This window comes from Amycolatopsis sp. WAC 04182 (assembly GCF_003947465.1).
GTDB lineage: Bacteria > Actinomycetota > Actinomycetes > Mycobacteriales > Pseudonocardiaceae > Amycolatopsis.
This window is the reverse complement of record NZ_QHJJ01000004.1, coordinates 812,575-837,987: the sequence shown is the minus strand read 5'-3', so window position 1 is coordinate 837,987 and position 25,413 is coordinate 812,575. Positions and strand designations below refer to the sequence as shown.

Genomic DNA, 25,413 nt, shown 5'->3' with positions numbered 1-25,413 from the left:
ACCATGTATGCTGGCGGCGCACTGCGGATGTAGTTCAATGGTAGAACATCAGCTTCCCAAGCTGAATACGCGGGTTCGATTCCCGTCATCCGCTCTCACGCGAAAGCCCCAGGTCAGTGGATGTCCACTTTGGACCTGGGGCTTTCGCTTTGGTAGATCATTCTCCGAGCTGGGCCATTAATGGGCCATTAGCCGACCGGAACCGGCTGACCGCTCAGGCCGTCGTCATCGTCGTCCGTGCCGCCAGTACGGTGCTTGTCGACGAGCTTCGACAGCCTGTCGGCGATCCGTTCGTCAGCGTCGCTGGTCGCCCGCTGATAGATGAGCGCCGCCCGCATGTCGTCATGCCCCATCCGCGCCATGAGGTCCTTGGTCGACGTGCCCACCTTCGACGCCCAGATGTTCCCCGCGTGCCGGAGGTCATGGAAGTGCAGACCCTTGAGCCCCATCTTCGTCACGACCTCCGTCCACTTGGTCCGCTGACTGAAGTTCGGCCGACGCACCGGGTTACCTGCACGCTCACCGGTGAACAGGAACGCATCGTGCTCCGGCTTCACGAACACGTCGAGGTGCTTCACGACGTCCCGCCGGATCGCCGCCGGAACGATCAGCGTCCGCACTCCTGCCCGCGACTTCGGTGGACCGACGATCAGCCCCCGCCCCGGAACCTCGACCAGCGCTCGCGAGATCCGGACCCAGCTCCCATCCTCCGCGACGTCGCACCGCCGCAGCGCCGACACCTCACCCCAACGGAGCGACGCAAACGCGGCCAACAGCACGAGCGCCCGGAACCGCTCCGGCATCCGCCCAGCCAGATCGAATACCTGTGGAACGGTCAGGATCGGCCGCTCCGCCGGGTTCTCCCTGTCGGCACCCCGCACCCGGCAGGGGTTGCGCTGCAAGATCTTGTCTTCGTCGACCGCCGTAGTGAGGATCGCCCGGAGCAGCCTGTATGCCTTGGCAGTGACCGACTCCGACACTCCCGCCGCCAGCCGATCCGCGCGCCATTGCCGAACGATCGCCGTCGATAACTTGCCCAGTTCGACGCCGCCAAGATCCGCTTCGATGTGCTTCCTCAGAAGCCAGCGGTACAACTCGACCGTACGAGGACGCAAGCCGGGTCGCTGTGTAATCCACTGGTCCGCGTAGTGCCCGAGCGTGACCTTCGCCTTCTCAGGGTCGATCCACTCACCCTGGATGATCTGCGTTTCCGTCACCGACAACCACTGTTCGGCCGCGCGCTTGCTGGCGAACATGGTGGGAGCGTTCCGCATTTGGCCGTCCGGCCCTGAATAACGCGCCTGCCACTTCCCCGACGCGCGCTGCCGGACGTTGCCGAAGCCGCGCCGCCCGCGCTTCTTCGCCATGTCAGGCCGCCCTTCCGAGGTCCCGAATCACCGATGCCCGCGTGATCGGTTCGACCCGACCGGCCTGGATGAACTCCTCAAGATCAGCGACGGCGAACCGCACATGTACGCCGACCTTGTGGAACGCCACGCGCCGCTCAGCGATCAAGCGCCGCACGAACCGGACGCGCGTGTTCAGATACGCCGCCGCTTCTTCGACGGTCAGATAGTTCTTTTCCACGTTCGCCTCCCCAGTTCCTAGGCCGCCAGCGGAGTTGCCGAAAGATCGGGCGGGCTCTGTGCGGCAAGCAGTGCCTTGTCGTACTCGGCTTTCCAGGTGATCCGTTCCGAGATCGCGTGCATCACCAGGTGGTCCCGAGGCGGCACGGACGGGTCGCCGGAGTCGACCTTGCGCCAGACCAGCCGAGCCGGATCGGGTGCGGGTTTCTCGATACCCACGGCCGCCAGCGCCTCCAGGACGAACGCCTTCCGGTCCGCCTTGTGGTCGACGAGCGTCTTCCCGGACCACTTGCGCGAGACCAGCACCCGACGCCCGGACAGGCCGAGCGTGGTCCGCCGATGAGCCCGTCCCTTGCAGTGCCCCGGAGTGGTCTTTCCGTTGGCTCCCTTGGGGTTGATGCCGTAGAGCAGCCACACCGCGCACCGAGGAGAGCAGGGCGTCACCGACAGTTCCGCGTGCAACCGGTCGTGGTGATCCTTCTGCCGCGCGGTGTCGGCTTCCACGACTTCGCCCGTGGATTTGGTGAGGTACTTCGTGAGATAGCCGATGTGCCGTCCGGCTTCCTCCGTCCCGCCGAGGATGCCCTTGGAGTGGACCTGTCGCCCGAAGGTGACCACGTGGGCCGGGTCTTCCACGGCTTCTATCGCGTCGTCCCAGTCGGTCAGTGGTGCGCGGGTGTCCGGGTCGACGAACACCCGGCGGTCGCCGTCCCAGAGCGGCATCCGATCGACGTAGACGGCATGGTCATGGTTGGGCCACCAGACCTGGTGATAGGTCGCTTCGGTGACTTGGCGGATCACGTCGTGCGGCACTGAACCTCGAATTGCCGCGTGGAGGTGCGGAGCCGCCCGGCGTTGAGGCTCCACGGTCGCGAAGTACTGCGCGTCCCAGCCGACGACCCGCCGGAGGTTCTGCCACCACCGGTCCACCAGCGCGGAGAAGTGCACCGCGTCCCGAGCCGCCCGCCGGTAGTCATAAGTCGACGGATCGACCGGGGAACCGTCCGACCGAACCGGACCGTAGGTGTCGCAGGTGAGCGTGACGAACATCGACGGCCGAAACCGTCCCGCGTACTCCCGGCCCACGGTGGTCTTGGCGACCTTGCGCCGAGGCAGGTTCGGCGCGTCCTGCCGCCGCTTGGTCGAGCGCTTCACCGCCCGCTTCGTCGGCAGGTCGATCGACGGAAGACGGCCCCGCATCCCGAGTTGCCGAAGTTCGTCGTCGACTCCTTGGATCTCCTCCCGCAGCTCATCGGCCTCGGCCTGGTCGCTCACTTCACGGTAGGCCGCCACCAGATCAGCCCGGAAGGCCAGTAGCTCCGTCTGGACCTCAGTCGGTTGCTCTGCGGTGAAGTCGGGTTCTTCGGTCATGTGCCAGCCTTCGCGGCACTGGACCTGTCGCAGTGCTTTCGCCTTGCGGGCGCAGGGCAGGCAGACCGATTCGACGGTCGAGCCGCAAGGAACGGGGACGTAGCGGAGTTCGCCGGTGTCGGTGTCGCCGACTTCCATCGTGAACGGCCGGACGCACACGCCGTACTTCTCAGCGGTCGCCTTGACCACGTCGGAGGCGAGGGGTTCGCGCATCCGAGCGGCCCGCGTTTTGGCCGGCATGGTCACCGCGGATTCCTGGGTGCTCATCAGGCGGCCACCTCCCCAGGCGTACTCCACTGCCGCAGCACGAACACCGGCATCTCCTGCCGTATCCCCGCAGGCAGGTCCGGGAAGGTCACTTCGTCGAACCGGACTCCGCCGTAGACCACGACCGGGATGCCGCAGGGAGTCCGGCCCTGTACTTCCAGGTGCACACGGCCGCCATGGGGAACCCGCCAGATCGAGGCGGTCACGTTCTCTAGCGAATCCGCCCAGACGACCAGGCCCCGCGCCGCGTCCGTCAGACGGTCGGTGTCGAGCTGGACAGACACCGGGTCCGGACCAATCCCAACGCGCACGGACGCAACCGGCGGAAAGGCATAGGAGTCGAGGTGATCGCGGATCGCATCGAGGAACACCGAAACGCGATTCACGCCGCCACCCCCTCGGGACCGCGACGGGTGGCCAGGTCGACGACATGAGCACCGCCGTTGGTCACGTAGGTCTCCAGTGCCTTGACCGTCTCGTCCGGGACCCAGCCCGCGCGGACCCGCAGCGGTTCGCGGATGCCTTCGCCCCAGATGTAGCCGACGCCCGCAGCCGACTCCTCGATCCGGTTAGCCCACGCCCCACGTTCGTAAGCGCCGTCGCCCAGGACCATCCCGACGTGCGTTTTCGAGGTGACGCGCAGGCACACCCGCCGGGGGAACAGCTCTCGAACCGGAACGGTGTCCTTCGTCGGCTCTTGGACGTATCCGCGCACCGTGTAGCCCAGCGCCCGGCCCTGTGTGGTCAGGATCGCGACCCGTTCGACGATGGCTTCGCGGGTCTTGCGGTCGGTGTACTTGGTGAGCGCGCCGATCTCGTCGAACTCCAAGATCTCCAAGGGGTGATCGGTGGAGATCGGGACGTTGCGGGTGTGCCCGGCAAAGTCGCGCTTGCGGGACTCAAGGCCGTCGAGCAGGTCGTCCAGGACCTCGATCGCTTCCTTGCCCGCAACCCCGTAGCGGGCGAAGATTCCACGCCCGTAAGCGAGTTCCATCCCCTTCGGGTCGATCCCCGAGACACGCACCGTCCCGGCCCGGATCGCCGAGGCGGCCGACACCAGTGGGGACCACATCACGGAGTTCTTTCCGGCGCCTGTCGCCCCGGCGACGAGCATGTGAGCGCCCGGACCGGTCAGCGGTAGCCGCCAGTCCTTCCCGTACTCGGTCCGTCCGGCGAACACCCGCCGCAGATCCACGCCGTCGACGGCCGCCAGCTCGGGTAGCTCCGCACAGTCAACAGGTGCTGTGAGGAGGTCCCGGCGTTGGAAGTCGAGCGAGACGACGTTGGGTTCGAGCTCCCGCACCTGGCACCGCGTGACCTTGCGAGCCACAGCCAAAGCGCGGGCAGCGTCGTCGAAGTCCTCCGGTTTCTGCCCCGGCACGAGCCGGACACGCACCTCATCCCACGACGGCCCCGACTTCACACCCAGCACCTTCGGCACCTGCACCGCAGCACCACCAGTAGCGCGAGAGACCGCCTTCCGGCGACGGCCGACAAGGTTCACGGTCACTTCGACGGGCACCGTGCCGTCGGAGATGGACAGGCCGCAGGCGTGCAGCCAGCCGGGAAGCTTTCGGGTGTAGGTGAACCAGCGCAGCCACCACGCCCGCAGGAACCGGCCGCAGCACCGGTCGAACGACACCACGTCGATCAGCCGCCACACCACCAGCACCACGCCGACCGAACCGACGGTGATGGCGAGTGAGAGCCAGCCTAGCCACTGCCACCAGGCCACCGCACCGATCACGGCGAGACTGGTCCTCCAGTGCGTGAAGACCTGCTTTCCCAGCCACACTAACAATTTCACGGCTGACCACAGGGCGATGAAGACCACCGCTGCGGCGGCGAGGACTTCCGCGATCGTGGCCAAGGCGCGGCCGAGCTTGTGCAGCAGCCACACCACCACACCCAGCACCCCGCCGCCGACCAAGAGAAGACCGACCCCGTTCGCGTTCATCGGCGACCACCGCCAGTCAGGTCCAGCGGCAGCATTCCCCGGCAGGGAGCGCATTCCGTCTCGCCGGGCAGGAGCTTGGCGAACCGCTTACAGACTGTGCAGCGCGTTCGGGTGACCCCGTCTAGCGGACGCTCGTTGCCATCGTTTAGCGTTGTCATTGTTCACTTCCAGAGGTTGTGGACAGCGCAGAACCGGCGAGGTTCCTAGGCCAGTTACCGGTTCTGCGCCTTACGAGACAAGGGAAGCGTGTGAGGACGTGTTTGTACGCCGCACGTCCCCGCGTGCGTTTTTCGCTCTGTCATTCAGTTTCTAGCCGACTTGCGACTTGCCCTTTTGGATCTGCGCGGCCACCTCCTCGGCCTTCCGCTCCTCATAGCCCACCCAGTAACGAAGTTCGTGGTGATGTCCTCGGTCCACATCAGACACAGCGCGGTACATGCGCGCGTTGGTCTGGTGGAACTTCAGCCACGTCTCCAGGTTCGACCCCGGCTTCGGCCTGCGGGCCGAGGCGACCGCGTGCGCGTCTCGGAGGGTTTGGGGTTCATTCCGGCCGGGTGTCGTCATCGCGCGCCACCTGATGCTTGGCGAGGAAGACGGCCAGTTCGTCCGCGCTGTCGCGGATTTGGCGAAGGAGCCGGATGAACTCCGGCCACTCGGCCGGGTCGGACGGCGGCAGGATCGCCAGGCTGTCCGGATCCAGATAGATCACCAGAGCAGGGTTCGCCGAACCATTGCCCTGCATCCCCGCGACCGCCTGCCGTCCCGGCTTCCACATCGCGTTGAACGCCACGGACCTGCCCTTCCTCGCTGTAAGCACGGATCTCCCAGGACCGCGCGTTCTCCTCGAACCCCTCGGCAGCCGCCGACACCGCAGCCAGCACCCACCACGGCAACTGACCCTGAGTCGCCAGCTCCCGCCACGCAGTTGCCACCGCGAAGGAAGCGACGGCCATGTCATGCGCCGCCAAGGCATCCCCACCTTGTGCGGTCCGCTGCGTCATCGCGCTGTAGTGGCGATACGCCGTCTCCCAGCTCTGGACCAGGTGCGGTGGAACCACGGCCGCGCCCTGACTGCCAGGCACCCGGCCCGTCATCACGCCGCCTTGGGCGTGGACTCGGCAGTGTTGGAGGCACGGCCCGACTTGGATGCGCCACCCGATGCGGCAGCCTTGAAACCGGTCGCGCGGAATACGTAGGACTGGTACTTGAACTCGCCCTGACCAGCCACCTTCGGCTCAGCCGTTAGGCCCTCCAGCTCGATCGGCCGCATACCCGGCAGCACCTCCGACGTGGTCGGCACTGGCTGCACATCGGCCAGGAACGTGACGTCGTAGGACGCGCGCTTGGAGTTGGTCTCGCTCGGGTCGGTGACCGTGGCCTTCCACTGCCGCTTGCCCGTCACTTCGTCGACCCGCTGACGAACAGGTCGGCCTGCGGAGCGGTCTTCCCGCGACTGGTACTCATTGTCCGGCGCGACCTCTCCGACCATCACCAGCCCCAGCGGGAACGCAGCATCAAAGTCGATCTCGAAACGGTGTCCCTTGGCAATCGCCATGTCGTCTGTCTCCTGTCGTCTCTGGAGCCCTACCGGGCTTGCATCTGTTAGAGGTAGTTCTATTAAGCGCTTTGCCGTGCCAGTTGTCAATAGAACTATCTCTATCGGGCTCTGTAGACCATGATGGGGTGATACCGCTAGCGTTATCGACCGACGAAGGAGGACCAGGTGGGCACTGGCTACCGAGAGCTGGCCGCGATCCTGCGAGACGCGATCCAGCGGGGCGACTACGCCCCGGACACCACGCTGCCCAAGCAAGACGAGCTGGCCGACGAGTACGACGTCAACGTCAACACCGTTCGCAAGGCCGTTGGGGTCCTCGAAGCCGAAGGATTGGTCACGCCGATCAGACGACGCGGGACAGTCGTTCGTGCACGCCCGCCCATGAAGCGCCTGGGCAAGGATCGGTACGCGAAGAGCAAGTGGAAGTACGGCGATACCGTCGCCTTCGTCGCAGACCGTGAAGCGTCCGGCCGAGACTGGAAGCCGACCGACCAGACGCAGACCGTCGCCAAGATCGAAGCTGACCGAGAGGTCGCCGACGCCCTCGGTGTCATCGTCGGATCACCGGTCTACGAGCGGGCACGACTGGTCAAGGACGCCGGCCAGCCCACCCACGTGCTCACCAGCTACTACCGGCCCGCCGACGTCGAAGGCACGCCCATCGTCGACCCAACCCCTGGCCCAGCCGGACGAGGCGGTGGGTTTCTGGTCCTCACCTTGCAAGGTCTTGAGCCGGACACCATGACCGAGACCTTCTACGCGCGGATGCCGACGCCCGACGAGGCCGAACAGCTCGAACTGCCCGCAGGCGAACCCGTCATGGTCCTGCAACGCCGCACGTACACCGAGGACGGCCGCGTGGTCGAGTTCGCACGAGGCGTGCACGCCGCAAGCCGGTTCTCCTGGACCTACACTTTCAAGATCCCCGACTGACCCCGGAGACCCCCATGCCCGAGCGTTCGACCACCCTGCCGGACAACCTCCGCGCCGACGTCCAGACGCTCTGGGACTACCACGACATGCACCACGAACTCCGGCCCGCCGATGTCGGGATCGGACTTGGCAGCCATGATCTCGGGGTCGCGACCTTCACCGCGGAACTGTTCCACGCCGGGATGTTCCCGCTCATCGTCTTCACCGGGGCCAATGCGCCGACGACTGTCGAACGGTTTCCGCGCGGCGAGGCGGTGCACTACCGCGAACATGCGCTTGAGCTGGGCGTGCCGGATGACGCCATCCTGGTTGAACCCGAGGCGCGGAACACCGGGGACAACATCACGCTCACTCGCGCACTACTGGACTCTCACGGAATCGAAGTCGGGTCGGTCGTCCTCATCTCACGGCCGTACCAGCAGCGACGCGCCTACGCGACCTGCAAAAAGCTTTGGCCCGAGGTTGACGTCACGTGCGCTTCGCGACCGCTCCCGCTGGACGAGTACATCGAGAGCATCGGCGACGTGGACCGCGTCATCAACATGCTTGTCGGCGACACCCAGCGCATCACCGTCTACGCCGAACGCGGCTTCGCAGTCCGACAGATGATCCCAGAAAACGTTAAGGGTGCGTACGACCAGTTGGTGCGAGTAGGTTTCACGGAACGCCTGCTCTAAAGGCAGCGCCGCTTCACGCACTACATGGCAGCCGCCAGTTCCGCGTGGTCGGCCGAAGCGAAACAGACTGTAAACATCAGCCTATTCACAGAAGAGATTTCCTCGTCTGACAGGCAAGACCCGAGATTATATGGAAAGCACACACAACGCGCTCATTGCGCCCCATGTGACGATTCAGCATCCCGAAGCCTCTTGTGTATAGGCCTTGCCGCACCAAGGTCCATACACAGAATAAATCAACGAGCGGTCGGGCCAACGAGACGCAGACGAGGTTATTCTCCTATTAGCCACCCAAAACACAACTACTACTTTGCTTCACGCTTTACATAATTCCCCGTAAAACGAACCTCGTCCCCCCTCCGCACCCCTTCAGGCCAAACTTGACTGCTACCGAGAATCGTACGGCGTGAAGCATCAGCATCCGAGGCGGCGATAATCGACCTGAAAGATTGCCGTCGCATAGACTTTGCCAAAGCGATCCGCTCGGCAACGTCCGTAATATATATTTTGGCCTTCATGCGCTCAATAGAGCCCAGATCTTCTTCGGTTACAGGATCGGTTACAGATTGAGTACGCTCATCCACAACCGCAAAGATCATGTCTACGGTGACGCCATCTAAAGAACCACGGTTGATAATTAGTTCGTCAGACGCAATAACCCGCGCTACTAACCCATTAATTTCAACGTCAGGCATTAGGCTCCTCCTTCAGAGTCACGCCCGACTCTGATTCCAGCTCCTCTGGAGCAATATCTTTCCAGTCTTCCAGGGAATCGCGACATGTCGCCTGCAACTCCTGGGTCAACTGCTGCAAAGTGCCGATAGCCCACTTGACTTGAGTAAAATCGACATACGACTTACCCGCCTCGTCGTCAACTAAGGCTTCTTGCAGCTCATCAAGGTAGCTCGAATGCTTTTGATCATGTCTAAATAGCGCTTGCTGCAAGTTAACTATTCGCCGGATCGATTTTCGAGCGTGTAAACGAACCATTTCTTTAGCTGCATTTTTTGCAGAAAGCAATCCGTAAACATGTGCAGTTAGAACACCGAAAAGAAGTGTCATGCCCTGCATGATCGACGCGGCCAGCTTGTTTGGAGGCTCTTGAACACCAACTACGACCGTCAAGGTAGCCAGCACAAGCGTAATCAGCGCCAGAGCAAAAAATCCGAGGATGCGTTGCCACCCAGAACCCGAGCGCGAACCAGAACCGCGCGTCCTGTCCTTTTTCCTCGCCACGTGCTGATGTTACCTGGAGCCTCGTGACTGAAATCACCAGGGATGCTCATCTCGCCCACCACGTTGCCTTGCCGAACTTGGCTCTATGGGATCAAGGCGCCGCCCCCGGCGGCGCGCACGTCACCGCCCGTACGGCGGGCTTCGCCCATGGCGGACGCCGGCCTCCCGCTCCGCTCCGGCAGGCGCCGCCGGGCGAGCCCGCCGACGAGGCAGCACCGCACAGCGCGCCGCCGCCCCCGGAGACCCATGGAGCATGACGTCAGATCACCCGACCCACCTGACCGCGTGGCAGTGGTCACCGGGTGTCCCTCGCTGCTCAGCGTCTAACACCGTGTCGCCCGCATCAAGGCGGGAAAGCGTGCCTTGACACGACCGACCCGGTGCTAGAGATGGCAGGGGCGAGGGAAGCGGAGCGAACAGGCACAAAGACGCAGGTGGGGGCAGGAGCGCGTTGGGCCATTAACGGGCCATTCAGAGGGGTCAACCACGGTCAATCGCGGCCACCCCGAGGAAGCGCCGTCCGCAGGTCAGAGCCACTTTCCAGCATGATCACCCTGGTTCCCAAGCTGAATACGCGGGTTCGATTCCCGTCATCCGCTCTCAAGCGAAAGCCCCAGGTCAGTGGATGTCCACTTAGGACCTGGGGCTTTCGCTTTGTCCGGTCATCGGCCCTCGCGTGCCATTAATGGGCCATTAGCCGGCCGGTACCGGCTAGCCTTGCAGGACCGGCCGAGATCGTGCTCACCGTCGAACACACCGACCGTGCGAAAACAGCGACGTGGTTGCCCAGCAGGCAGCCGCTCATCGGGGACGGTGTCGAGAAGGCGGCGAGCCTCCTCACGCAGCGAAAACGGCTCAGGGGTCATACCGCCATCCTGCCTCAGTCAGGGCATGCGCCGGTCGGTTCGGGACTCGTCCCCTCGCCGGGCGGCTACCTTCCGACGCGTGCGGAGGAAATCAAGCGACAGTACGGCGGTCGCGTTGCTGACCGTCCTGGCGGGGTCGCTGATCCTTCCGCTTCTCCTGGTCGGCGGGATCTTCGTCGCCGTCGGCCTGAACACGGGCAGCGCACCAGGGCCGTACACCGTCGTTTTCGCCGCGGTGGGCGACGAATGCGGGGCGAAAGGGCAGTACCTCGAGGCGTCCACGGGGGAGCCGCTGAGGTGCATGGGTCCTGGCGTGCTCCGGACGTCCTCGCTCGAATTCCCCGGTTTCTCCCGTGAGCAGAACGACGACGTTCGCCACTGGCTGGCGACGTTGGCGGAAGACGGCGGACTGAGCGTCTTCGACCATCGTTCGGTCCAGACCAAGATCGACGGGATCGCGGACGGTCTGCCGCCGGGGACGCGGGTCGAGCGGGAATCCGGCTCGACGATGATCTGGATCGGCGCGGCCCTGACGGGCGCCGGGCTGGCCTTGGCTTCCGGCTTCGCCCGGCGGTGGCACCAGAACCGCCGGGCGGGGTTTTGATTACCGTGCAGGGTATGGAGATCCGGGAATTCACCGACGAGGACTGGGCGCGGGTCTGGCCGATCGTGCGCGAAGTCGTGCGAGCCGCGGACACGTACACCTACGACCCGAACCTCAGCGAGGACGACGCCCGCGAGACATGGATCGCGGCACCGCCGGGCCGGACGGTGGTCGCGGTCGAGGGCGGCCGCGTGTTCGGAACGGCCAAGATGGGGCCGAACCGCGGCGGGCCCGGGTCGCATGTGGCGACGGCCAGTTTCATGGTGGACAAGGATGTTCGCGGCAAGGGCATCGGCGGTGCGCTGTGCGCGAACGCTCTGCAGTGGGCAAGGGAACAGGGCTTCGCGGGGATGCAGTTCAACGCGGTCGCCGAATCGAACGTGGCCGGGATCCGGATCTACGAACGGCTCGGGTTCGAGATCGTCGGCACGGTGCCGGGCGCGTTCGAGCACCCGACGCTGGGGCGCATCGGGCTGCACGTCATGTACTGCGACTTCGGCCGAAAAGAGTGAACGAGACGATCAAGAGACACGCGGTCACGGCAGTCGTGGCCGCGACGGCGGTTGCCGTGACAGCGACCTGGCTGCTGAACCGCGATATCCGGCCGGCCACCCTCGAAGGCTGGGCGTGGCCGAACTCGGCCGGGAACACGGTCTGGCTCACCGAGACACCGGACGGCAACTCGAAGGGCAACGGCTTCATCCTCGCGGGCGCCCGGTGGACCAGCGCCGACAACGTCTGGCGTGACGGCTCATCGGGGCCCACTTGTGTCGGCACGAACACCATGGCCGCCACCCACGTCCAGCTCGGCGTCGTCGATGTCCGAGCCGACGGGATGTCGTGGCGCCACGCCGTCTGGCTGCGTTGCCTCTAGCCTTCGACGAGTTCCCAGGGGGCGTCGGCGCTCGGCCGGTCGTACACCTGGCCGGGTGCGGCGCTCAGCACCAGGGCGACGTCCGGGTACAGCGTGACGGCGTGCTCCATTTCGAGGGCTTCGACTTCGAAGTCCTCGTTCTCCGGCACCTGGAAGCCGACGAGCAGCCAGCTGCCGTCGGCCTCGCGGACGACCTGGCGCACGGCACGGGCCGGGGCGGCGGGGTCGGTGGAGATCTCGGCGAGTTCGGTGCTCACGTGGACTTCCTCCAGCGGCGAGCCCGGATGCGTCCACGCGGCGAGACGGGCGGCGCGCACCAGGAGGTCTTCCTCGTCGTCGTCCGAGTCGGCGACCGAACTCAGCAGCCACGAGCGCCGCTCCGGATCCCAGTCGGCGGCCATGCCGGTGGGGAGGCCGGCGAGCACGGCGAGTTCGGGGATGAGCTCCACCGCTTCCCGCAGCGGCAGCGCGCCGAACGCGTCCTTGTTCTCCTCCATGTCCTCGGAGAACTCGTTGCCGTCGCTGATGAACCAGTCACCGTCGTCGTCCAGTACGACGAACGCGAGGTTCGACGGGTCGTCCACCAGCGACCGGGAGATGATCACCGGCGACTCGGGATCCTGACTCAGCGGCCAGTTCTCGCTCGACATGCTGGGCTCCCAACGGGGTTGTCCGGCTGTGGGGCACCATCCCACCATCTTCGGGGTTCCCGCCGCGCACCGGACCGGCGGAAGCTCATTCGCTGAGGTCGTACTCGTCGACATCGAGCGCGGCGGCGGCTTCGGTGAGGAACGCGAGCACGGCGGGCGACAGGTGCCAGCCGAATTCCTCGCCGCCGTCACGGTGATGGAAGTACCGCACGACCTGCAGCACCGCGCTGGCGCCTTCGTCCACCAGTTTCCGGATCTCCGGGCGGACCGGGGCGAGCCTGCCGATCACGCTCTCGATCTGGTCGTCGACCGGTTCCGAACCGCGGTGCGTCACCTTCCAGGCGTGCATCCGCGGCAACCGGTGTTCGGCGGACCGCGAACCCAGTACCAGGACCTCGTCGGGCGCCATGCCGAGCCGCGCGGTGATCTCCGCGGCGGACACGGTTTCGCTCTTCAAGGCGAAGTAGCAGTACTGGTGGACCTTCATACGCCCGGCACCCTAGCTTTCGGGCAGGCTGACCAGGTGAAACGTGATCAATCGCTTATCGAACGGCTCGCGCGGGAGCGCAACGTCTGGTTCTGCACGCTCCGCGCGGACGGTTCGCCGCACGTCACGCCGGTGTGGTTCGTGTACCTCGACGACGTCTTCTGGATCGGGAGCGGCGAGCGGAACGTCAAGGTGCGCAACATCGACGGCGATCCGCGGGTCAGCCTGGCGCTCGAGGACGGCGACGCTCCCGCAGTCGCCGAAGGCATGGGGCGCGTCCATCGAGGGGCTTTGCGCGAAGACATCCTTGCGGCCCTGGCGGCGAAGTACGACGGCTGGGCGGCGGGCGAGGAGATCGAGCCGTTCGGCGCCAGGGTGCTGCTGGAAGTCCCCGTTAAGCGGTGGCTGCTCGCGGGTGTCGCCCAATAGTCTGGAAAGTCCGATACCGATCTTGGGATGGACGATGCTGACCGGTGAACTGATCCGCTTGCGCCCGCTGGAACCCGAGGACGCGGACACGCTGTGGCGCTGGCACAACGACCCGGAGGTCACGCGCTGGCTGCCCGCGGACCACCCGGAATCCCTCGCCCAGATCCGCGAGCGCTTCGCCCGCCAGAAGCCCAACAACTTCAGCCAGGTGAACTTCGCGATCGAAAGTCTGGCCGTCGGCTCGTTGATCGGCACCTGCACCCTGCGCGACGCCACCCCGGAGCAGGGCCGCGCGGAACTCGACATCTATCTCGGCGAGAAGGACCACTGGGGCGGCGGGTACGGCACCGACGCCATGCGCACGCTCTGCCGCTACGGCTTCGACATGATGCGGCTGCACATGATCGCACTGTGGGTCGTGGTCGACAACGAGGCCGCGATCCACATCTACAAGAAGCTCGGGTTCCAGGTGGACGGCAGGCACCGGCAGTCGTTCCGCGGGCAGAACGGCGAGTGGCACGACGAGTACCTGATGAGCCTGCTCGAAGGGGAACTCCGCTAGTCGTTCAGTCCTTTCGTGAGCCTGGCGGGTGCCTTCATCCGCCAGGCCTCCTCGATGAGTTCGCGCAGCTGTGTCTTCTCGACCTTCTCCAGGTCGACGAGGATCGCGCCATAGCCGTCGTAATGCGGCGTGGTGAAGTACGCGGGGTCGCCGGAGGCCAGCAGCGCCTCCTTCTCCGCGTGCTCGCACAGCAGCATCAGCCCACCCTCGGCCTCGGTGCGCAGCCGGGCGAAGCTCTTGCCCGCGACCTTGAGCGACGGCGTGCGGTACGAAGTGGACTCCTCGACCTCGGGCAGCCTGCCCGCCAGTTCCACGACTTCTTGCCAGGTCGTCATGGCGGCCATTGTGCCCTGGGTCACTGACAAAACCACCCCGCAGACGCCAGGAAAGGTCCCTTCCTCGCAAATTTCGCAAGGAAGGGACCTTTCCTGGCACTCGTGAGGGCTACGGAAGAGCGGTGATCCGGTCCGCGGCGGGCGGCGCGATACCGGGGTGCGCCCCGAAGTACGCGATCAGCGCGTCCAGGTCCACCGGACCACCCAACAGGTTGGTCCCCTTTGTGAACTCGGTGAAGCCGTCCCCGCCGGCGGCGAGGAAGTTGTTCACCGAAACGCGGTACGACGCCGCCGGGTCGATCGGCGTGCCGTCGAGCGTCAGGTTCGAGACGCGTGACCCCTGGGCCGCCGACGCCGAGTACGAGTACTTCAGCGACTTCGAGATCTGCAGGATCCGCACGACCCCGTTGGCCTGCCACTGCTGTTCGAGGACGTTCTTCAGGTCCGCCCCGGTGAGCGTGATGGTCTGCATGATGTTCGCGAACGGCTGCACGGCGAACGCCTCGCCGTAGGTCACGACACCGTCGCCTTCGCCGGCGGGCGACGACTCGTGGGTGAAGTCCGTGCGGATCCCGCCCGGGTTCGTCATCGCGATCTGCGCGCCGTTCGACTTCGTGGCTTCGAGCTGAGCGTCCGCGATGACGTCGCCGAGCGGCGATTCACCGGAGGGGGTGCCCTTGGCGGACAGGTCCGCGGTGATGGTGCCGACGGCCTTGTTCGCGATCGGCGCGGCCTTGGTCTTGGCCTCGTCGATCAGGTCCTGCACGGCGCGGTCGGGCTTGACGTCGCGGGTGACGATCTGGTTGTGCGCCTGGGTTTCGCCACGGACGACGTCGAGGGTGCGGCGGTCGATCTTCAGGTCGACGACCGACAGCAGACGGCCGAACGACGCGCCCTGGATCACCGGGCGAGGTTTGCCGTCGGGGTCGTTGATCACGCAGTTGTACTGCTGGTGGCTGTGCCCGGTGAAGATGGCGTCCACTGTGGACGTCACCTGCTGCGCGATGGCGGTCGCCGCTCCCGGCTTGACCCTGCATTCGTCCGGACCGGCGGTCTCGGAGTTGTCGCCCTGGTGCAGCAGCACGACCTGCGCCTTGACCCCGAACAGGTCGAGCAGCTTGGCGGTGCGGTCGATGGCCTGGACCTCTTCGCCGAACTTCAGGCCCTTGATCGCCTCCGGGGTGACGACCTGCGGCAGATCCTTCAGCGTCGCGCCGATGACGCCGATCGGGACGCCGCCGGAGAACTCGACGTTGAACGGCAGCAACGCGGGGAAGCCGTTCTCGTAGTACACATTGGACCCGAGGAAGGGGAAGTTCGCGCCCTTGAAGGACTCGCGGAACTGGCAGCCGTCGGTCGGGTGACAGCCGCCGTTCTGCATCCGGCGGAGTTCCTTGAGGCCCTCGTCGAATTCGTGGTTGCCCACCACGGAAGCCTCGACACCGAGCTGGTTCAACAGTGCGACGGTCGGCTCGTCGTGGAACAGCGCCGAGATCACCGGCGACGCGCCGATGCTGTCACCTGCCGACAGGACGACCGAGTTACGCACTTCGCCGCGAAGCTTCTTCAGGTGCGTCGCGAGGTAGGCGGCGCCGCCCGCGTTGACGGTCGTTCCGTCGGGCAGGGTGACGCGGCCGCTCGAACCGGACGGCGGTTCGAGGTTGCCGTGCAGGTCGTTGAACGTGATCAGCCGGACGTCGGTGGTCGCCGACGTGGCGGAAGCGGGCGCGGCGACGGCGGCCAGCGCGGTCAGCGCGGCGCCGGCGACCACGGCCAGCCGGGTAGAGAGTTTCATGCTTCCTCCGATTCGCACGGCGGAGGAGTCTGCCTTGCGGATTTGACCTTCACCAGGGCAGAAAGCAGGACGATAGGCAAACGTCACATGGTGACGGGCAGATAGAGACGTTCGCGCCGGCGAGTGACGTCGTTCGGCATCGGCTCCAGTTCACCCGTCGCGATGAAACCGAGTTTCAAATACAGCCGCCGCGCTTGGTCGTTGTCCTCCGCGACGTGCAGCCACACCTCGCGCGCACCGTCGTCTTCGGCGGCCGCCCGCACTTCGCCCATCAGCTTGGCGCCCAATCCCCGGCGGCGGGCTTCGGGCGCGACCCACATCGAGTAGAGGATCCAGCCGTCGTCCCGCGCCCGTCCGGCGACGAGACCCACCGGACGCCCGTCGTCGAAGGCGGCGAACCAGGCGTCCCCGGCCAGCTTCTCGAGCCACTCCTCGTCGGATTGCGCGCGTTCCGCCGCGGCGATCGAGCCGTAGTTCTCCGGCGTGTCCGTCAGGGCACGCAGGCGGATCTCACGGAAGACGTCGAGGTCCGCGGGGATGAGCCGTCGAACGAGCACCATCCGGGCAGAATCCCACGTCCGACGGCGAAGCAGGGAATGAATATCGCCGATCGGCCAAGATCGGGGTCGGCCACTCGGCCGATCCGGCCCCGTCGGCGGCGGCTCTTCGACCGAAGTGGCGGCACCCGCCTGATCCATAACGTCGTGGTCATGACGAACGCACAGGTCACCGCCCTGCAGTACGGCTTGATCGGCTTCTTCGCGCTCTGGGCGACGGTGCTGATCCCGCAGCTGATCGTCCTGCACGCGCGGCACGGCCGGGTGCGGCTTCGTCCTGTCCTGACCATGGCCGCCGTGCTGCTCTACGTCAGCATGACGCTCGCGGTGACCTTCCTGCCGCTGCCCGGCCCCGGCCTCAACCGGCTGAGCCAGACCGTGCAGCTGCACCCGTTCCAGTGGATCGCCGACATCCACACCGAACTGCTCAAGCACGGGCTGCCGGCGGCCGACTGGTTCACCACCCAGACCTTCCAGCAGGCCACCATGAACGTGCTGCTGTTCGTCCCGCTCGGCTTCTTCGCCAGGACTCTCTGGAAGCGCGGCCTCATCGGCACGACGCTGATCGGGCTCGCCGCGTCGCTCCTGATCGAGATCACGCAGCTGACCGCGAACTTCGGCACCGCGCCTTACGTCTACCGGATCTTCGACGTCGACGATCTGCTCAACAACACCGGTGGCGCGATGCTCGGCTGGATCGCCGGGGCGCTGCTGCTCAGCCTCGTGCGGAAGCCCGCTCCCTCAATGGTCGAGATGCAGCCGCTGCGTGGCGAGCGGGTCGACCTCGCCCAGGTCCGCTAGCCTCGCCTGCCGTCGCTGGGCCGCACGCCGTGCGGCCCGCCGGTCTTCCGCGATCACCAGCACGGTGGCCACGACGAAGATCAACGCGACCAGGCCGAGGATGAGCGAGAGCTGCAAAACGCCTCCTCGAAGACGACCTTGTGTGCGAGATCACAAACAGTACGCACATCGTGGTGACTTGACCACCCCTTGAGACGAAAGTGGGTGTCCCAGGTCACGCGGGCGTCGCCGAGAACCAGGTCCGGTCGGCGGTGCACCAGCGCTCGAAGACCAGGGCGGCCCTGGTCAGGGCGGCGTTCAGTGCCGCTGAGTCCAGACGGCGGCAGGTGAAGGGCTGGCTCCACGACCGGTCCGCCGCCGAGTACCGCACGACGGCCGACAGCAGGTCACCGTCACGGACGACGCGTTCGAGCCGGACGTCGACCTCACCGAGCCTGCCGCCCTGGGCTTCACGGACCGAGTCGAACCACTCCGGCGGATGCCACTCGACGAGCACCCGGCCACCGGGCGCGACATGGGCGCGAGCGGTGGCCAGGAAGGCCTCGCGATCGACCGCGGAGGCGGTGTTGACCAGGTGGCTGCCCAGCAGTACCGCGTCGAAGACACGGCCGAGCCGCAGTTCTTCGATCTTCGAACACACCTTGTCCGCGCGGACGTGCGCGAGCATCTCCGGCGAGTCGTCCACCGCGACCACCGGATGACCCAGGTCCAGCAACGCGTGCGTGATCCGCCCGACGCCGCTGCCGAGCTCCAGGATCGAGGCGCCTTCCGGGATCGCCGCGTGCACCGTCCCCGGCTCGTCGCCGGGCGGCAGCAGCCGGTAGACCTCGACCGGACAGCCGTCGGCCGTGAACGCCCCCTGCTCCATACCCGCCAGCGTGCCGGAAACTGGCACGGTGAGGACCAAACCGACCAAGGACGACCTGGCCGCCGCCTACGGCAAGACCATCGACGACGTCATCGCGCCCGACCTGGACGTGCTGTTCTGCGGGATCAACCCCGGTCTCTACTCGGGCGCGCTCGGCCTGCACTTCGCCAGGCCGGGGAACCGGTTCTGGCCGGCACTGCACCGCGGCGGCTTCACCCCGCGCCTGCTCGATCCCAGTGAGCAGCACGAACTGCTCGGCCTCGGCCTGGGCATCACGAACGTCGTCGCGCGGACGACGGCGCGGGCCGACGAGCTGACGCCGGAAGAATTCCGCGAAGGCGGGCGCCTCCTCGCGGCGAGGGTCGCCGAATACCGGCCACACTGGCTCGCCGTGGTCGGGATCACGGCCTTCCGGACGGCGTTCGGGCTGCCGAAGGCGAAGATCGGCCCGCAGAACGGCGAGATCGGCGGGGCACGGGTCTGGGTCCTGCCCAATCCCAGCGGGCTGAACGCGCATTGGACGCCCGCGGCGCTAGGAGACGAATTCGGCCGCCTACGCGCCGAAGTCCACTCTGAGTAGCGAACTGGTCAGGTTCTCCCCTCGGCGCGCTCATTCGAGCAAGAGATCCACCACCAGCTGGTACGCAGAGTTTGCCGCGACGGAGCGATACATCTATGAGGGGGATATCGCGTCACGTGCTCCGACCTACTGACTCGTAATAGTTACGAGGTGTCATCTCTGTCCGGTCCCGCAGGGGGGACCGGTTGACGAGGGTGACCACGCCGGGGGGCGGTGGTCACCGAATGGACTCACGGGTCCTCTCGTTCGGAGATGGCGGGCAGGAAAACGGAGGGGTCCGTGATGCGAAGCATCGAGCCGAACCGAACGCAGGCCGGCAGGCCTGGCGGACTGTCACCAGGCGGCCGCGGACTCGGCGTGGCCGCCGTCGATCCGATCCCGATCTTCTGCGAGGGCCTGAGCTCACTGGTCCATCGCACGCCGGGCCTGCAGTGGCTCGGGCACGCGACCAGCCATCACGCGGCGCTCCAACTGTGCGAACAGCTCAAACCGGACGTCATCGTGCTGGATTCGGCGCTCGACCCGAACTGCCACCTGTCCCGCCTGCTCAGCGGCGGCGACCCGGCGCTGGTCATCATCACGATGATCAGGGACACGAACCGCACGCAGCAGTACCTCGCCGCGGCGATCGCGGCCGGCGTGCACGCGATCGTGCCGCGGGCGACCGACGGGCGGCATCTGACCGAGGCGATCCGGCGCGCGCACAGCGACCGCCGCTACATCGATCCGACGCTGGCGGCGCTGACCGCGCGGCCGAAACGCCAGCCCGTGCTCCCGAAGCCGGGCGACGCCCCCAAACCGGCGACCGCGCGCGGCCTGATGCCGCTGTCCCGCCGCGAGTACCAGGTCCTGCAGCTGGTGGCGGAGGGGCTGGAGAACTCCGGGATCGCGAAGATCCTGTTCCTGTCCGTGGAAACCGTGCGGACGCACGTCAAGAGCATCCTGCGCAAGCTTTCCGCCCGCGACCGGACACACGCGGTGACGATCGCGTTCCGCTCCGGCATCCTGGTCACGAACCCCGACGACGCGCACACGCCGGTCGAGACGCCGGCGGCTACTTCGATCGCGCCGTCTTCGCGCTGAGACCCCCCGTATTGCTGATTTACACATCACAACAGTGGCCATTCACTTGCCGCCGGTTACCCACAGGTAATATCCTGAAGTTACCGGCGAGTAGGGGACGTGTGCCCGGCCGGGGAGCCGAACACATTGGAGTGACGAAATGGGCCACTACAAGAGCAACGTCCGAGACCTGGAGTTCAACCTCTTCGAGGTACTCGGCGTGCAGGACCGCCTCGGCAAGGGCGTCCTCGCGGAATCCGACGAGGAGACCGCCCGCGGCGTGCTGACCGAGCTGAACAAGCTCGCTTCCGGTCCCCTCGCCGACTCGTACGCCGACGCGGACCGCAATCCGCCGGTGTACGACCCGAAGACCTTCTCGGTGAAGATCCCCGAGTCGTTCAAGAAGAGCTACCAGGCGCTGATGGACGGCGAATGGTGGCGGCTGGGCCTGCCGAACGAGCTGGGCGGCTTCGGCCTGCCCCCGACCGTGCAGTGGGCCGCGGCCGAGCTGATCCTCGGTGCCAACGCGCCGCTGTTCATGTACATGGCGGGCCCGAACTTCGCCGGCATCGTCGACAAGAACGGCACCGACGAGCAGAAGCGCTGGGCGCAGATCATGATCGACCGCGGCTGGGGCGCCACCATGGTGCTCACCGAGCCCGACGCCGGTTCCGACGTCGGCGCGGGCCGCGCCAAGGCCGTCAAGCAGGAGGACGGCTCCTGGCACATCGACGGCGTGAAGCGGTTCATCACCTCGGCCGAGAACGACATGGTCGAGAACATCATGCACCTGGTGCTGGCCCGTCCCGAGGGCCCCGGCATCGAGACCCGCCCCGGCACCAAGGGCCTTTCGCTCTTCCTCGTGCCGAAGTTCCACTTCGACGGCGAGACCGGTGAGCTGGGCGAGCGCAACGGCGCCTTCGTCACCAACGTCGAGCACAAGATGGGCATCAAGGCCTCCACCACCTGCGAGCTGACCTTCGGCCAGCACGGCACCCCCGCCAAGGGCTGGCTGCTCGGCGAGGTGCACGACGGCATCGCGCAGATGTTCCAGGTCATCGAGTACGCCCGCATGATGGTCGGCACGAAGGCCATCGCGACGCTGTCGACCGGTTACCTCAACGCGCTCGAGTACGCCAAGGAGCGCGTCCAGGGCGCCGACCTGCCGAACATGCTGAACAAGGCGGCGCCGCGCGTCACCATCACCCACCACCCGGACGTCCGCCGCTCGCTGATGCTGCAGAAGGCGTACGCCGAGGGCCTGCGCGCGGTGTACCTCTACACCGCGACCTTCCAGGACCAGGTGTGGACCGGCGAGGGCGACGAGGCTTCGCAGAAGATCGCGCACGGCGTCAACGACCTGCTGCTGCCCATCGTCAAGGGTGTCGGCTCCGAGCGCGCGACCGAGCAGCTCGTGCAGTCGCTGCAGACCCTCGGCGGGTCGGGCTTCCTGCAGGACTACCCGATCGAGCAGTACATCCGTGACGCGAAGATCGACTCGCTGTACGAAGGCACCACGGCCATCCAGTCGCTGGACTTCTTCTTCCGCAAGATCGTCCGCGACAAGGGCGCTTCGCTGGCCTACGTCGCCGGGGAGATCACGAAGACCATCGAGTCGGAGATCGGCAACGGGCGGCTCAAGAACGAGCGCTCCTTGCTCAAGCAGGCGCTGGAAGACACCCAGGGCATGCTCGGCTCGCTGATCGGCTACCTGACCTCGTCGCAGGAAGACCCGCAGAACATCAACAAGGTCGGCCAGCACACGGTCCGCCTGCTGATGTCGGTCGGCGACCTGCTCATCGGCTGGCAGCTCATCAAGCACGCCGAGGTCGCCATCGGCAAGCTCGACGCGGGCGCGTCCGCGAAGGACGTCCCGTTCTACGAGGGCAAGCTCGCCGTGGCGTCGTTCTTCGCCAAGAGCGTGCTGCCGGAGCTGACGTCGCGCCGCGCGATCGTCGAGGCCGCGGACAACAGCCTCATGGAGATCTCCGAAGCCGCGTTCTAAACGGTTTCGTGACGAAAGGCCCTCTCCCCCGCGGAGAGGGCCTTTCTGGTTTCGAGGGGGTTTCGGGCGGGCATCACCGTGCTGAGTCCGCCTCCGGGCGGAGACCTCGGCAAAGGAGTCTCAATGACAGTCACCGGCATCATCACGGCGATCGTGGTCGGTTTGATCCTCGGGGTGCTCGGCAGGTTCTTCGCCCCCGGCAAGCAGTCCATCCCGATCTGGCTGACCATCGTCGTCGGTATCGTCGCCGCCTTCATCGGAACGGCGATCGCCCGTGGACTCGGCTACGCGGACACGAAGGGCTTCGACTGGCTCGAACTCATCACCCAGATCGTCCTCGCCGGGATCGGGGTGACCCTGGCCGCGAACCTCTACGGACGCCGCGGTGTCACCCGGTAAGGGGTCTTGAGGCGCGATGAGCCCGAATCGGTGTCACCGTGGGCTCATCGATCTCCAGCGAAGGAGGAACCATGTTGGGTGGCCTTTGGGGCATCATCACCACGATCGTGGTCGGGCTGATCCTCGGTGTCATCGGCCGGATGCTGGCGTCCGGCGATCAGAAGATCCCGATGTGGCTGACGATCGTGGTCGGCATCATCGCCGCCTTCATCGGCAACTGGCTGGCCGGCGTGTTCGGTGTCCGTGACACCCCGGGCATCGACTGGATCCGGCATGCCTTCCAGGTCGGCGCGGCTGTCGTCGGCGTCATCGCCGCGGCCGCCATCTATGCGAAGGTCAAGGGCGGCGGGCACCGCGCCGTCACCTGATCAGGGCTACGGTCGGCCCCTGTGACCACTCGACTCGATCTCAGTGGCCAGGGGCTGACCTCCCTGCCCGGCACCTCCCTCCCCTCCTCGCTGGAGCATCTGGACCTGTACGACAACCGGCTGACGTCCGTTCCGGACGAGCTGTGGTCGCTGACCGGGCTCCGCGTGCTGAATCTCGCCGCCAACCGGCTGACCACCGTCCCGCCTTCGATCGGCGCCCTGCGGAATCTGCACACCCTGGATCTGGGGCACAACGAGCTTCCGGCCCTGCCGGACGAACTCGGCGAACTCCCCGGGCTGACCGAATACCTCTACGTGAGCGACAACCGGCTCACCGAATTCCCCGCCGCGCTCTGTTCGCTCGGACGGCTGAAATACCTGGGCTGCACGGACAATCGCATCCCCACCCTTCCGGAAGATCTCTCCGGGCTGGCCTCGTTGCGCGAATTCCGCTTGTACGGCAACGGATTGACCGAACTGCCGGAGTCGATCGGGACGCTTTCCGCGTTACGCGAGCTGCATCTGCGGAAGAATCTGCTGACTTCCTTGCCGTCCTCCATCGGGGAGTTGAGCGAGCTGCGTCAGCTGGATCTGCGCGAGAACAAGCTCACTTCGCTGCCGTCGTCCATCGCCCGGCTGTCCAAATTGGACAAACTGGATCTGCGCTGGAACAAGGAGTTGCGGGAGCCGTCGTGGCTCGCGGACTTCGAGGCGCGCGGCTGCATGGTGCTGCGATAAGGCTCAGGCGCAGATGATCGCGGCCCGCGGTGAGTAGGTCGCGTTGCGGGTCTCCCGGCGGACCTCCGTCCCGGTGACGACGTCGATCAGCACTCGGGTGTCCGAGGTGCCGAACCCGGGGGCTCCGGGATCCGGCACGCAGCCGGGTCCCGACCCCATCTGCACCGGCTGGGGGACGTAGGAATGCCGCTCGCCGCCGACGCTCTGCACCGAAAACCGTTTGGTGCCCCAGATCCGCACGGTCACCGAACCGTTGGCGGGGATCACCTGGATCGCGATCCCGGTCGGGGCGTCGTTGACGATCTGCAGCTCGACCGGCGAACCGTCGGCGTTGATCGCCTTCACGTCGCGCGCGACCGGATAGCGGTCCAGGTAGTGGTCGTGTTCCAGATGTCCGCCGTCGGCCAGCCCCGCCAGGTACGCGGCGTTGTAGAGCGTCGTCGCGAGCTGGGAGACGCCGCCTCCGACCACGACCGGTCCGGTGCCGTCTTCGTTCACCGGAGCGGGGACGTAGCCCGCGTCCGCCGTCCTCGCCCCGGACCGCGCGCCGAGGCTGAACGTCTCGTTCGGCTTCACGATGGCGCCCGAGACCCTGCTCGCCAACGCCTGCACGTTCGTCATCGCCGGCCCGTTCAGGCCCGACGTGGTGAATTCGCCGATGACCTCGTTGATGCCGAGGACGTTCGCCGCGTCGGTGCTGACGGCCGGGCTGCTGGCGTCGTAGACCGCCTTCAGCTCCCGCTCTTCGCTCTTCGCGAGCACCGAGGTCAACGACGAGAACGTGTGGTCCCAGTTGATCTTTTTGGCGTCCTTCGACGGCTGTACCGCCGGCCTGTCGCCGACGAAGACGATCTGGGCGTCCGCCCCGTCGGTCTCGGTCTCCTTGAGCTGAGGCTGCGCGGCGGCGCGTAGTTTGCCCTGGTCGATGCGGACTTCGAGATTGCCGTCGTCGCGCGCGGCGAACTGGAAGGACTCCGCGATCTTGTTCGGTTTCAGCGTCGCGTCCTTGCCCTCGCCGCGGATGACGAGCGGTTTCGCGACCGCGGGGACGACGATCTTGACGAGCGCCGCGTGCACACCGGGCGAAGTCGCCTTCACGGGCGCGACGTTCACCTTCAGCTCGACACCTTCGTCGCCCAGCCAGCGGTCGATGACCGCGGCGACCGCCTCCTTGACGTCGGCGAGGGTCTGCCCGTTCCGCGGCTCGACCGCGGCCGGGACGACACCGCCGTCGCTGCCCGGGACGGGCTGGAACGTGATGTTCCCTTCGACCGGCGGGCGGTTCAGCTGCGCGGCGGCGAGGTCCGAGACGGCCTTTTCGAGCTTTGGCGCGTCGGTCCAGGTGACGACGCCGACCTCACGGCTGCTGAAGAACGACATCAGCCGCGTGTACGGGCTCAGGGGCTGATGACCGGCGCGCCCCAGCGTCTGCGGCCAGTCCAGGCCGAGACCCGACGACGTCGGGTACAGCACCGTCCGGACGTCGCCCGCCCGTACCCGCACCGGCTCGATCAGCCTGGGCTCCAGCTCGCGGCGGAGCTTCGACTCGGCCTCCTTGTGCGTGAGGCCGCCGACGTCGATCCCCGCGACCGTGACCCCGCGTGGGACGTCCCCGGCGCTGACGATCAGGTCGACCGCGTAGGCCACCACGAACAGGCCCATCAGCACCCCGGTGACCATGAGGGCCTTGCCCAGCCCCCGGCGGAGCTTCGACGCGGGTGTCGGTGGCGGATGCACCACCCTGTCGCCCTCGAAGAGCTCGTCCACCAGGCCCTGGTCGGAGTCCGGGAGGAGATCGTCGGTGAACAGCTCGGCACCCGGCTCGTCGTGGTCATCGCGTGCCAACTC

The 25,413-nt window shown here is 66.4% G+C and carries 32 protein-coding genes and 1 tRNA gene; 15 read left to right on the top strand and 18 right to left on the bottom strand.

Annotated elements, in window-relative coordinates:
- The first annotated feature begins 23 nt into the window (after positions 1-23).
- A tRNA-Gly gene (locus DMH01_RS24270) sits at positions 24-94 on the top strand.
- Positions 95-188: 94 nt separating this feature from the next.
- Here DMH01_RS24270 and DMH01_RS24265 read toward each other — a convergent pair.
- The 8 genes from DMH01_RS24265 to DMH01_RS24230 all read right to left on the bottom strand — a co-directional run bounded on the left by DMH01_RS24265 (position 189) and on the right by DMH01_RS24230 (position 6,736).
- Positions 189-1,367 (bottom strand): tyrosine-type recombinase/integrase, encoded by a 1,179-nt coding sequence (locus tag DMH01_RS24265; RefSeq protein ID WP_199745607.1) that lies wholly within the window; start codon positions 1,365-1,367, stop codon positions 189-191.
- A 1-nt stretch (position 1,368) separates the two neighbouring features.
- On the bottom strand, positions 1,369-1,587 hold the full coding sequence (locus tag DMH01_RS24260) for a helix-turn-helix domain-containing protein (protein ID WP_125679519.1): 219 nt from the start codon (positions 1,585-1,587) through the stop codon (positions 1,369-1,371).
- A 17-nt stretch (positions 1,588-1,604) separates the two neighbouring features.
- The gene (locus DMH01_RS24255; RefSeq protein ID WP_125679518.1) at positions 1,605-3,224 is read right to left on the bottom strand and encodes a replication initiator; all 1,620 of its coding nucleotides are present in this window, start codon (positions 3,222-3,224) and stop codon (positions 1,605-1,607) included.
- Positions 3,224-3,610 (bottom strand): hypothetical protein, encoded by a 387-nt coding sequence (locus tag DMH01_RS24250; protein ID WP_125679517.1) that lies wholly within the window; start codon positions 3,608-3,610, stop codon positions 3,224-3,226. Before DMH01_RS24250 ends, DMH01_RS24255 begins: the two co-directional genes overlap by 1 nt.
- Entirely contained in the window at positions 3,607-5,181 is a 1,575-nt protein-coding gene (locus DMH01_RS24245; protein WP_125679516.1) for an FtsK/SpoIIIE domain-containing protein, read from the bottom strand. The genes DMH01_RS24250 and DMH01_RS24245 overlap by 4 nt, the downstream gene beginning before the upstream one ends.
- A 309-nt stretch (positions 5,182-5,490) precedes the next feature.
- Complete coding sequence (locus DMH01_RS24240; protein WP_125679515.1) at positions 5,491-5,745, bottom strand: AMED_5909 family protein; 255 nt, start codon at positions 5,743-5,745, stop codon at positions 5,491-5,493.
- Entirely contained in the window at positions 5,723-5,971 is a 249-nt protein-coding gene (locus DMH01_RS24235; RefSeq protein WP_125679514.1) for a hypothetical protein, read from the bottom strand. Before DMH01_RS24235 ends, DMH01_RS24240 begins: the two co-directional genes overlap by 23 nt.
- Before the next feature lie 303 nt (positions 5,972-6,274).
- Positions 6,275-6,736, bottom strand: coding sequence for a hypothetical protein (locus DMH01_RS24230; RefSeq protein WP_101611406.1), 462 nt, complete (start codon positions 6,734-6,736; stop codon positions 6,275-6,277).
- A gap of 168 nt (positions 6,737-6,904) precedes the next feature.
- Here DMH01_RS24230 and DMH01_RS24225 point away from each other — a divergent pair, with 168 nt between their 5' ends.
- Positions 6,905-7,672 (top strand): GntR family transcriptional regulator, encoded by a 768-nt coding sequence (locus tag DMH01_RS24225; RefSeq protein WP_073845835.1) that lies wholly within the window; start codon positions 6,905-6,907, stop codon positions 7,670-7,672.
- A gap of 14 nt (positions 7,673-7,686) precedes the next feature.
- Positions 7,687-8,349, top strand: a complete 663-nt coding sequence (locus DMH01_RS24220) for a YdcF family protein (RefSeq protein ID WP_125679513.1) — start codon at positions 7,687-7,689, stop codon at positions 8,347-8,349.
- Between the two features lie 305 nt (positions 8,350-8,654).
- On the opposite strand, the gene DMH01_RS24215 is transcribed toward DMH01_RS24220, so the two are convergent.
- Together DMH01_RS24215 and DMH01_RS24210 are read right to left on the bottom strand one after the other, a co-directional pair.
- Positions 8,655-9,044, bottom strand: a complete 390-nt coding sequence (locus tag DMH01_RS24215; RefSeq protein ID WP_125679512.1) for a hypothetical protein — start codon at positions 9,042-9,044, stop codon at positions 8,655-8,657.
- Positions 9,037-9,585, bottom strand: coding sequence for a hypothetical protein (locus DMH01_RS24210; protein WP_125679511.1), 549 nt, complete (start codon positions 9,583-9,585; stop codon positions 9,037-9,039). The genes DMH01_RS24215 and DMH01_RS24210 overlap by 8 nt, the downstream gene beginning before the upstream one ends.
- 945 nt (positions 9,586-10,530) lie before the next feature.
- Here DMH01_RS24210 and DMH01_RS24200 point away from each other — a divergent pair.
- The 3 genes from DMH01_RS24200 to DMH01_RS24190 are packed head-to-tail and all read left to right on the top strand — an operon-like array spanning position 10,531 to position 11,929.
- Positions 10,531-11,055 carry a hypothetical protein gene (locus DMH01_RS24200; protein ID WP_125679509.1) on the top strand — a complete coding sequence of 175 codons (525 nt, stop codon included), beginning with the start codon at positions 10,531-10,533 and terminating at the stop codon, positions 11,053-11,055.
- Positions 11,056-11,069: 14 nt separating this feature from the next.
- Positions 11,070-11,567, top strand: coding sequence for a GNAT family N-acetyltransferase (locus DMH01_RS24195; RefSeq protein ID WP_125679508.1), 498 nt, complete (start codon positions 11,070-11,072; stop codon positions 11,565-11,567).
- Between the two features lie 56 nt (positions 11,568-11,623).
- Complete coding sequence (locus DMH01_RS24190; RefSeq protein WP_125679507.1) at positions 11,624-11,929, top strand: hypothetical protein; 306 nt, start codon at positions 11,624-11,626, stop codon at positions 11,927-11,929.
- Here DMH01_RS24190 and DMH01_RS24185 read toward each other — a convergent pair.
- A complete protein-coding gene (locus DMH01_RS24185; protein WP_125679506.1) occupies positions 11,926-12,579 on the bottom strand; it encodes a hypothetical protein in 654 nt (217 codons plus the stop codon). The two genes, DMH01_RS24190 and DMH01_RS24185, sit on opposite strands and share 4 nt — an antisense overlap.
- An 85-nt stretch (positions 12,580-12,664) precedes the next feature.
- Positions 12,665-13,066: a DUF4279 domain-containing protein gene (locus DMH01_RS24180; protein ID WP_125679505.1), complete on the bottom strand. Its 402-nt coding sequence runs from the start codon at positions 13,064-13,066 to the stop codon at positions 12,665-12,667.
- Between the two features lie 36 nt (positions 13,067-13,102).
- On the opposite strand from DMH01_RS24180, the gene DMH01_RS24175 reads away from it, so the two are divergent.
- Together DMH01_RS24175 and DMH01_RS24170 are read left to right on the top strand one after the other, a co-directional pair.
- A complete protein-coding gene (locus DMH01_RS24175) occupies positions 13,103-13,495 on the top strand; it encodes a pyridoxamine 5'-phosphate oxidase family protein (protein WP_125679504.1) in 393 nt (130 codons plus the stop codon).
- A 34-nt stretch (positions 13,496-13,529) separates the two neighbouring features.
- The gene (locus DMH01_RS24170) at positions 13,530-14,057 is read left to right on the top strand and encodes a GNAT family N-acetyltransferase (RefSeq protein WP_125679503.1); all 528 of its coding nucleotides are present in this window, start codon (positions 13,530-13,532) and stop codon (positions 14,055-14,057) included.
- On the opposite strand, the gene DMH01_RS24165 is transcribed toward DMH01_RS24170, so the two are convergent.
- The 3 genes from DMH01_RS24165 to DMH01_RS24155 all read right to left on the bottom strand — a co-directional run bounded on the left by DMH01_RS24165 (position 14,054) and on the right by DMH01_RS24155 (position 16,747).
- A complete protein-coding gene (locus DMH01_RS24165) occupies positions 14,054-14,392 on the bottom strand; it encodes an MmcQ/YjbR family DNA-binding protein (protein ID WP_034314411.1) in 339 nt (112 codons plus the stop codon). The two genes, DMH01_RS24170 and DMH01_RS24165, sit on opposite strands and share 4 nt — an antisense overlap.
- A gap of 109 nt (positions 14,393-14,501) precedes the next feature.
- A complete protein-coding gene (locus tag DMH01_RS24160; protein WP_125679502.1) occupies positions 14,502-16,187 on the bottom strand; it encodes a bifunctional UDP-sugar hydrolase/5'-nucleotidase in 1,686 nt (561 codons plus the stop codon).
- An 83-nt stretch (positions 16,188-16,270) separates the two neighbouring features.
- On the bottom strand, positions 16,271-16,747 hold the full coding sequence (locus DMH01_RS24155) for a GNAT family N-acetyltransferase (RefSeq protein ID WP_125679501.1): 477 nt from the start codon (positions 16,745-16,747) through the stop codon (positions 16,271-16,273).
- A gap of 150 nt (positions 16,748-16,897) precedes the next feature.
- Between DMH01_RS24155 and DMH01_RS24150 the strand changes: the two genes are divergently transcribed.
- On the top strand, positions 16,898-17,545 hold the full coding sequence (locus DMH01_RS24150; protein ID WP_125679500.1) for a VanZ family protein: 648 nt from the start codon (positions 16,898-16,900) through the stop codon (positions 17,543-17,545).
- Here DMH01_RS24150 and DMH01_RS43070 read toward each other — a convergent pair.
- Together DMH01_RS43070 and DMH01_RS24145 are read right to left on the bottom strand one after the other, a co-directional pair.
- Positions 17,486-17,662, bottom strand: a complete 177-nt coding sequence (locus tag DMH01_RS43070; RefSeq protein ID WP_199745606.1) for a hypothetical protein — start codon at positions 17,660-17,662, stop codon at positions 17,486-17,488. The genes DMH01_RS24150 and DMH01_RS43070 overlap by 60 nt on opposite strands.
- Positions 17,663-17,759: 97 nt before the next feature.
- Complete coding sequence (locus DMH01_RS24145) at positions 17,760-18,440, bottom strand: bifunctional 2-polyprenyl-6-hydroxyphenol methylase/3-demethylubiquinol 3-O-methyltransferase UbiG (protein ID WP_233621649.1); 681 nt, start codon at positions 18,438-18,440, stop codon at positions 17,760-17,762.
- Position 18,441: 1 nt separating this feature from the next.
- Between DMH01_RS24145 and mug the strand changes: the two genes are divergently transcribed.
- The 6 genes from mug (at position 18,442) to DMH01_RS24115 (ending at position 23,565) form a co-directional block, all read left to right on the top strand.
- Positions 18,442-18,993, top strand: coding sequence for a G/U mismatch-specific DNA glycosylase (mug, locus tag DMH01_RS24140; RefSeq protein ID WP_125679499.1), 552 nt, complete (start codon positions 18,442-18,444; stop codon positions 18,991-18,993).
- Positions 18,994-19,275: 282 nt separating this feature from the next.
- On the top strand, positions 19,276-20,076 hold the full coding sequence (locus DMH01_RS24135; protein ID WP_125679498.1) for a response regulator transcription factor: 801 nt from the start codon (positions 19,276-19,278) through the stop codon (positions 20,074-20,076).
- Positions 20,077-20,215: 139 nt separating this feature from the next.
- Entirely contained in the window at positions 20,216-22,060 is a 1,845-nt protein-coding gene (locus tag DMH01_RS24130) for an acyl-CoA dehydrogenase (protein ID WP_125679497.1), read from the top strand.
- 123 nt (positions 22,061-22,183) lie between these two features.
- On the top strand, positions 22,184-22,459 hold the full coding sequence (locus DMH01_RS24125) for a GlsB/YeaQ/YmgE family stress response membrane protein (RefSeq protein WP_125679496.1): 276 nt from the start codon (positions 22,184-22,186) through the stop codon (positions 22,457-22,459).
- A 71-nt stretch (positions 22,460-22,530) separates the two neighbouring features.
- Positions 22,531-22,827 (top strand): GlsB/YeaQ/YmgE family stress response membrane protein, encoded by a 297-nt coding sequence (locus DMH01_RS24120; RefSeq protein ID WP_037307283.1) that lies wholly within the window; start codon positions 22,531-22,533, stop codon positions 22,825-22,827.
- A gap of 21 nt (positions 22,828-22,848) precedes the next feature.
- Positions 22,849-23,565, top strand: a complete 717-nt coding sequence (locus DMH01_RS24115; protein WP_125679495.1) for a leucine-rich repeat domain-containing protein — start codon at positions 22,849-22,851, stop codon at positions 23,563-23,565.
- A 3-nt stretch (positions 23,566-23,568) separates the two neighbouring features.
- Here DMH01_RS24115 and DMH01_RS24110 read toward each other — a convergent pair whose 3' ends face one another.
- Positions 23,569-25,410 (bottom strand): VanW family protein, encoded by a 1,842-nt coding sequence (locus tag DMH01_RS24110; RefSeq protein WP_125679494.1) that lies wholly within the window; start codon positions 25,408-25,410, stop codon positions 23,569-23,571.
- Positions 25,411-25,413: the final 3 nt, after the last annotated feature.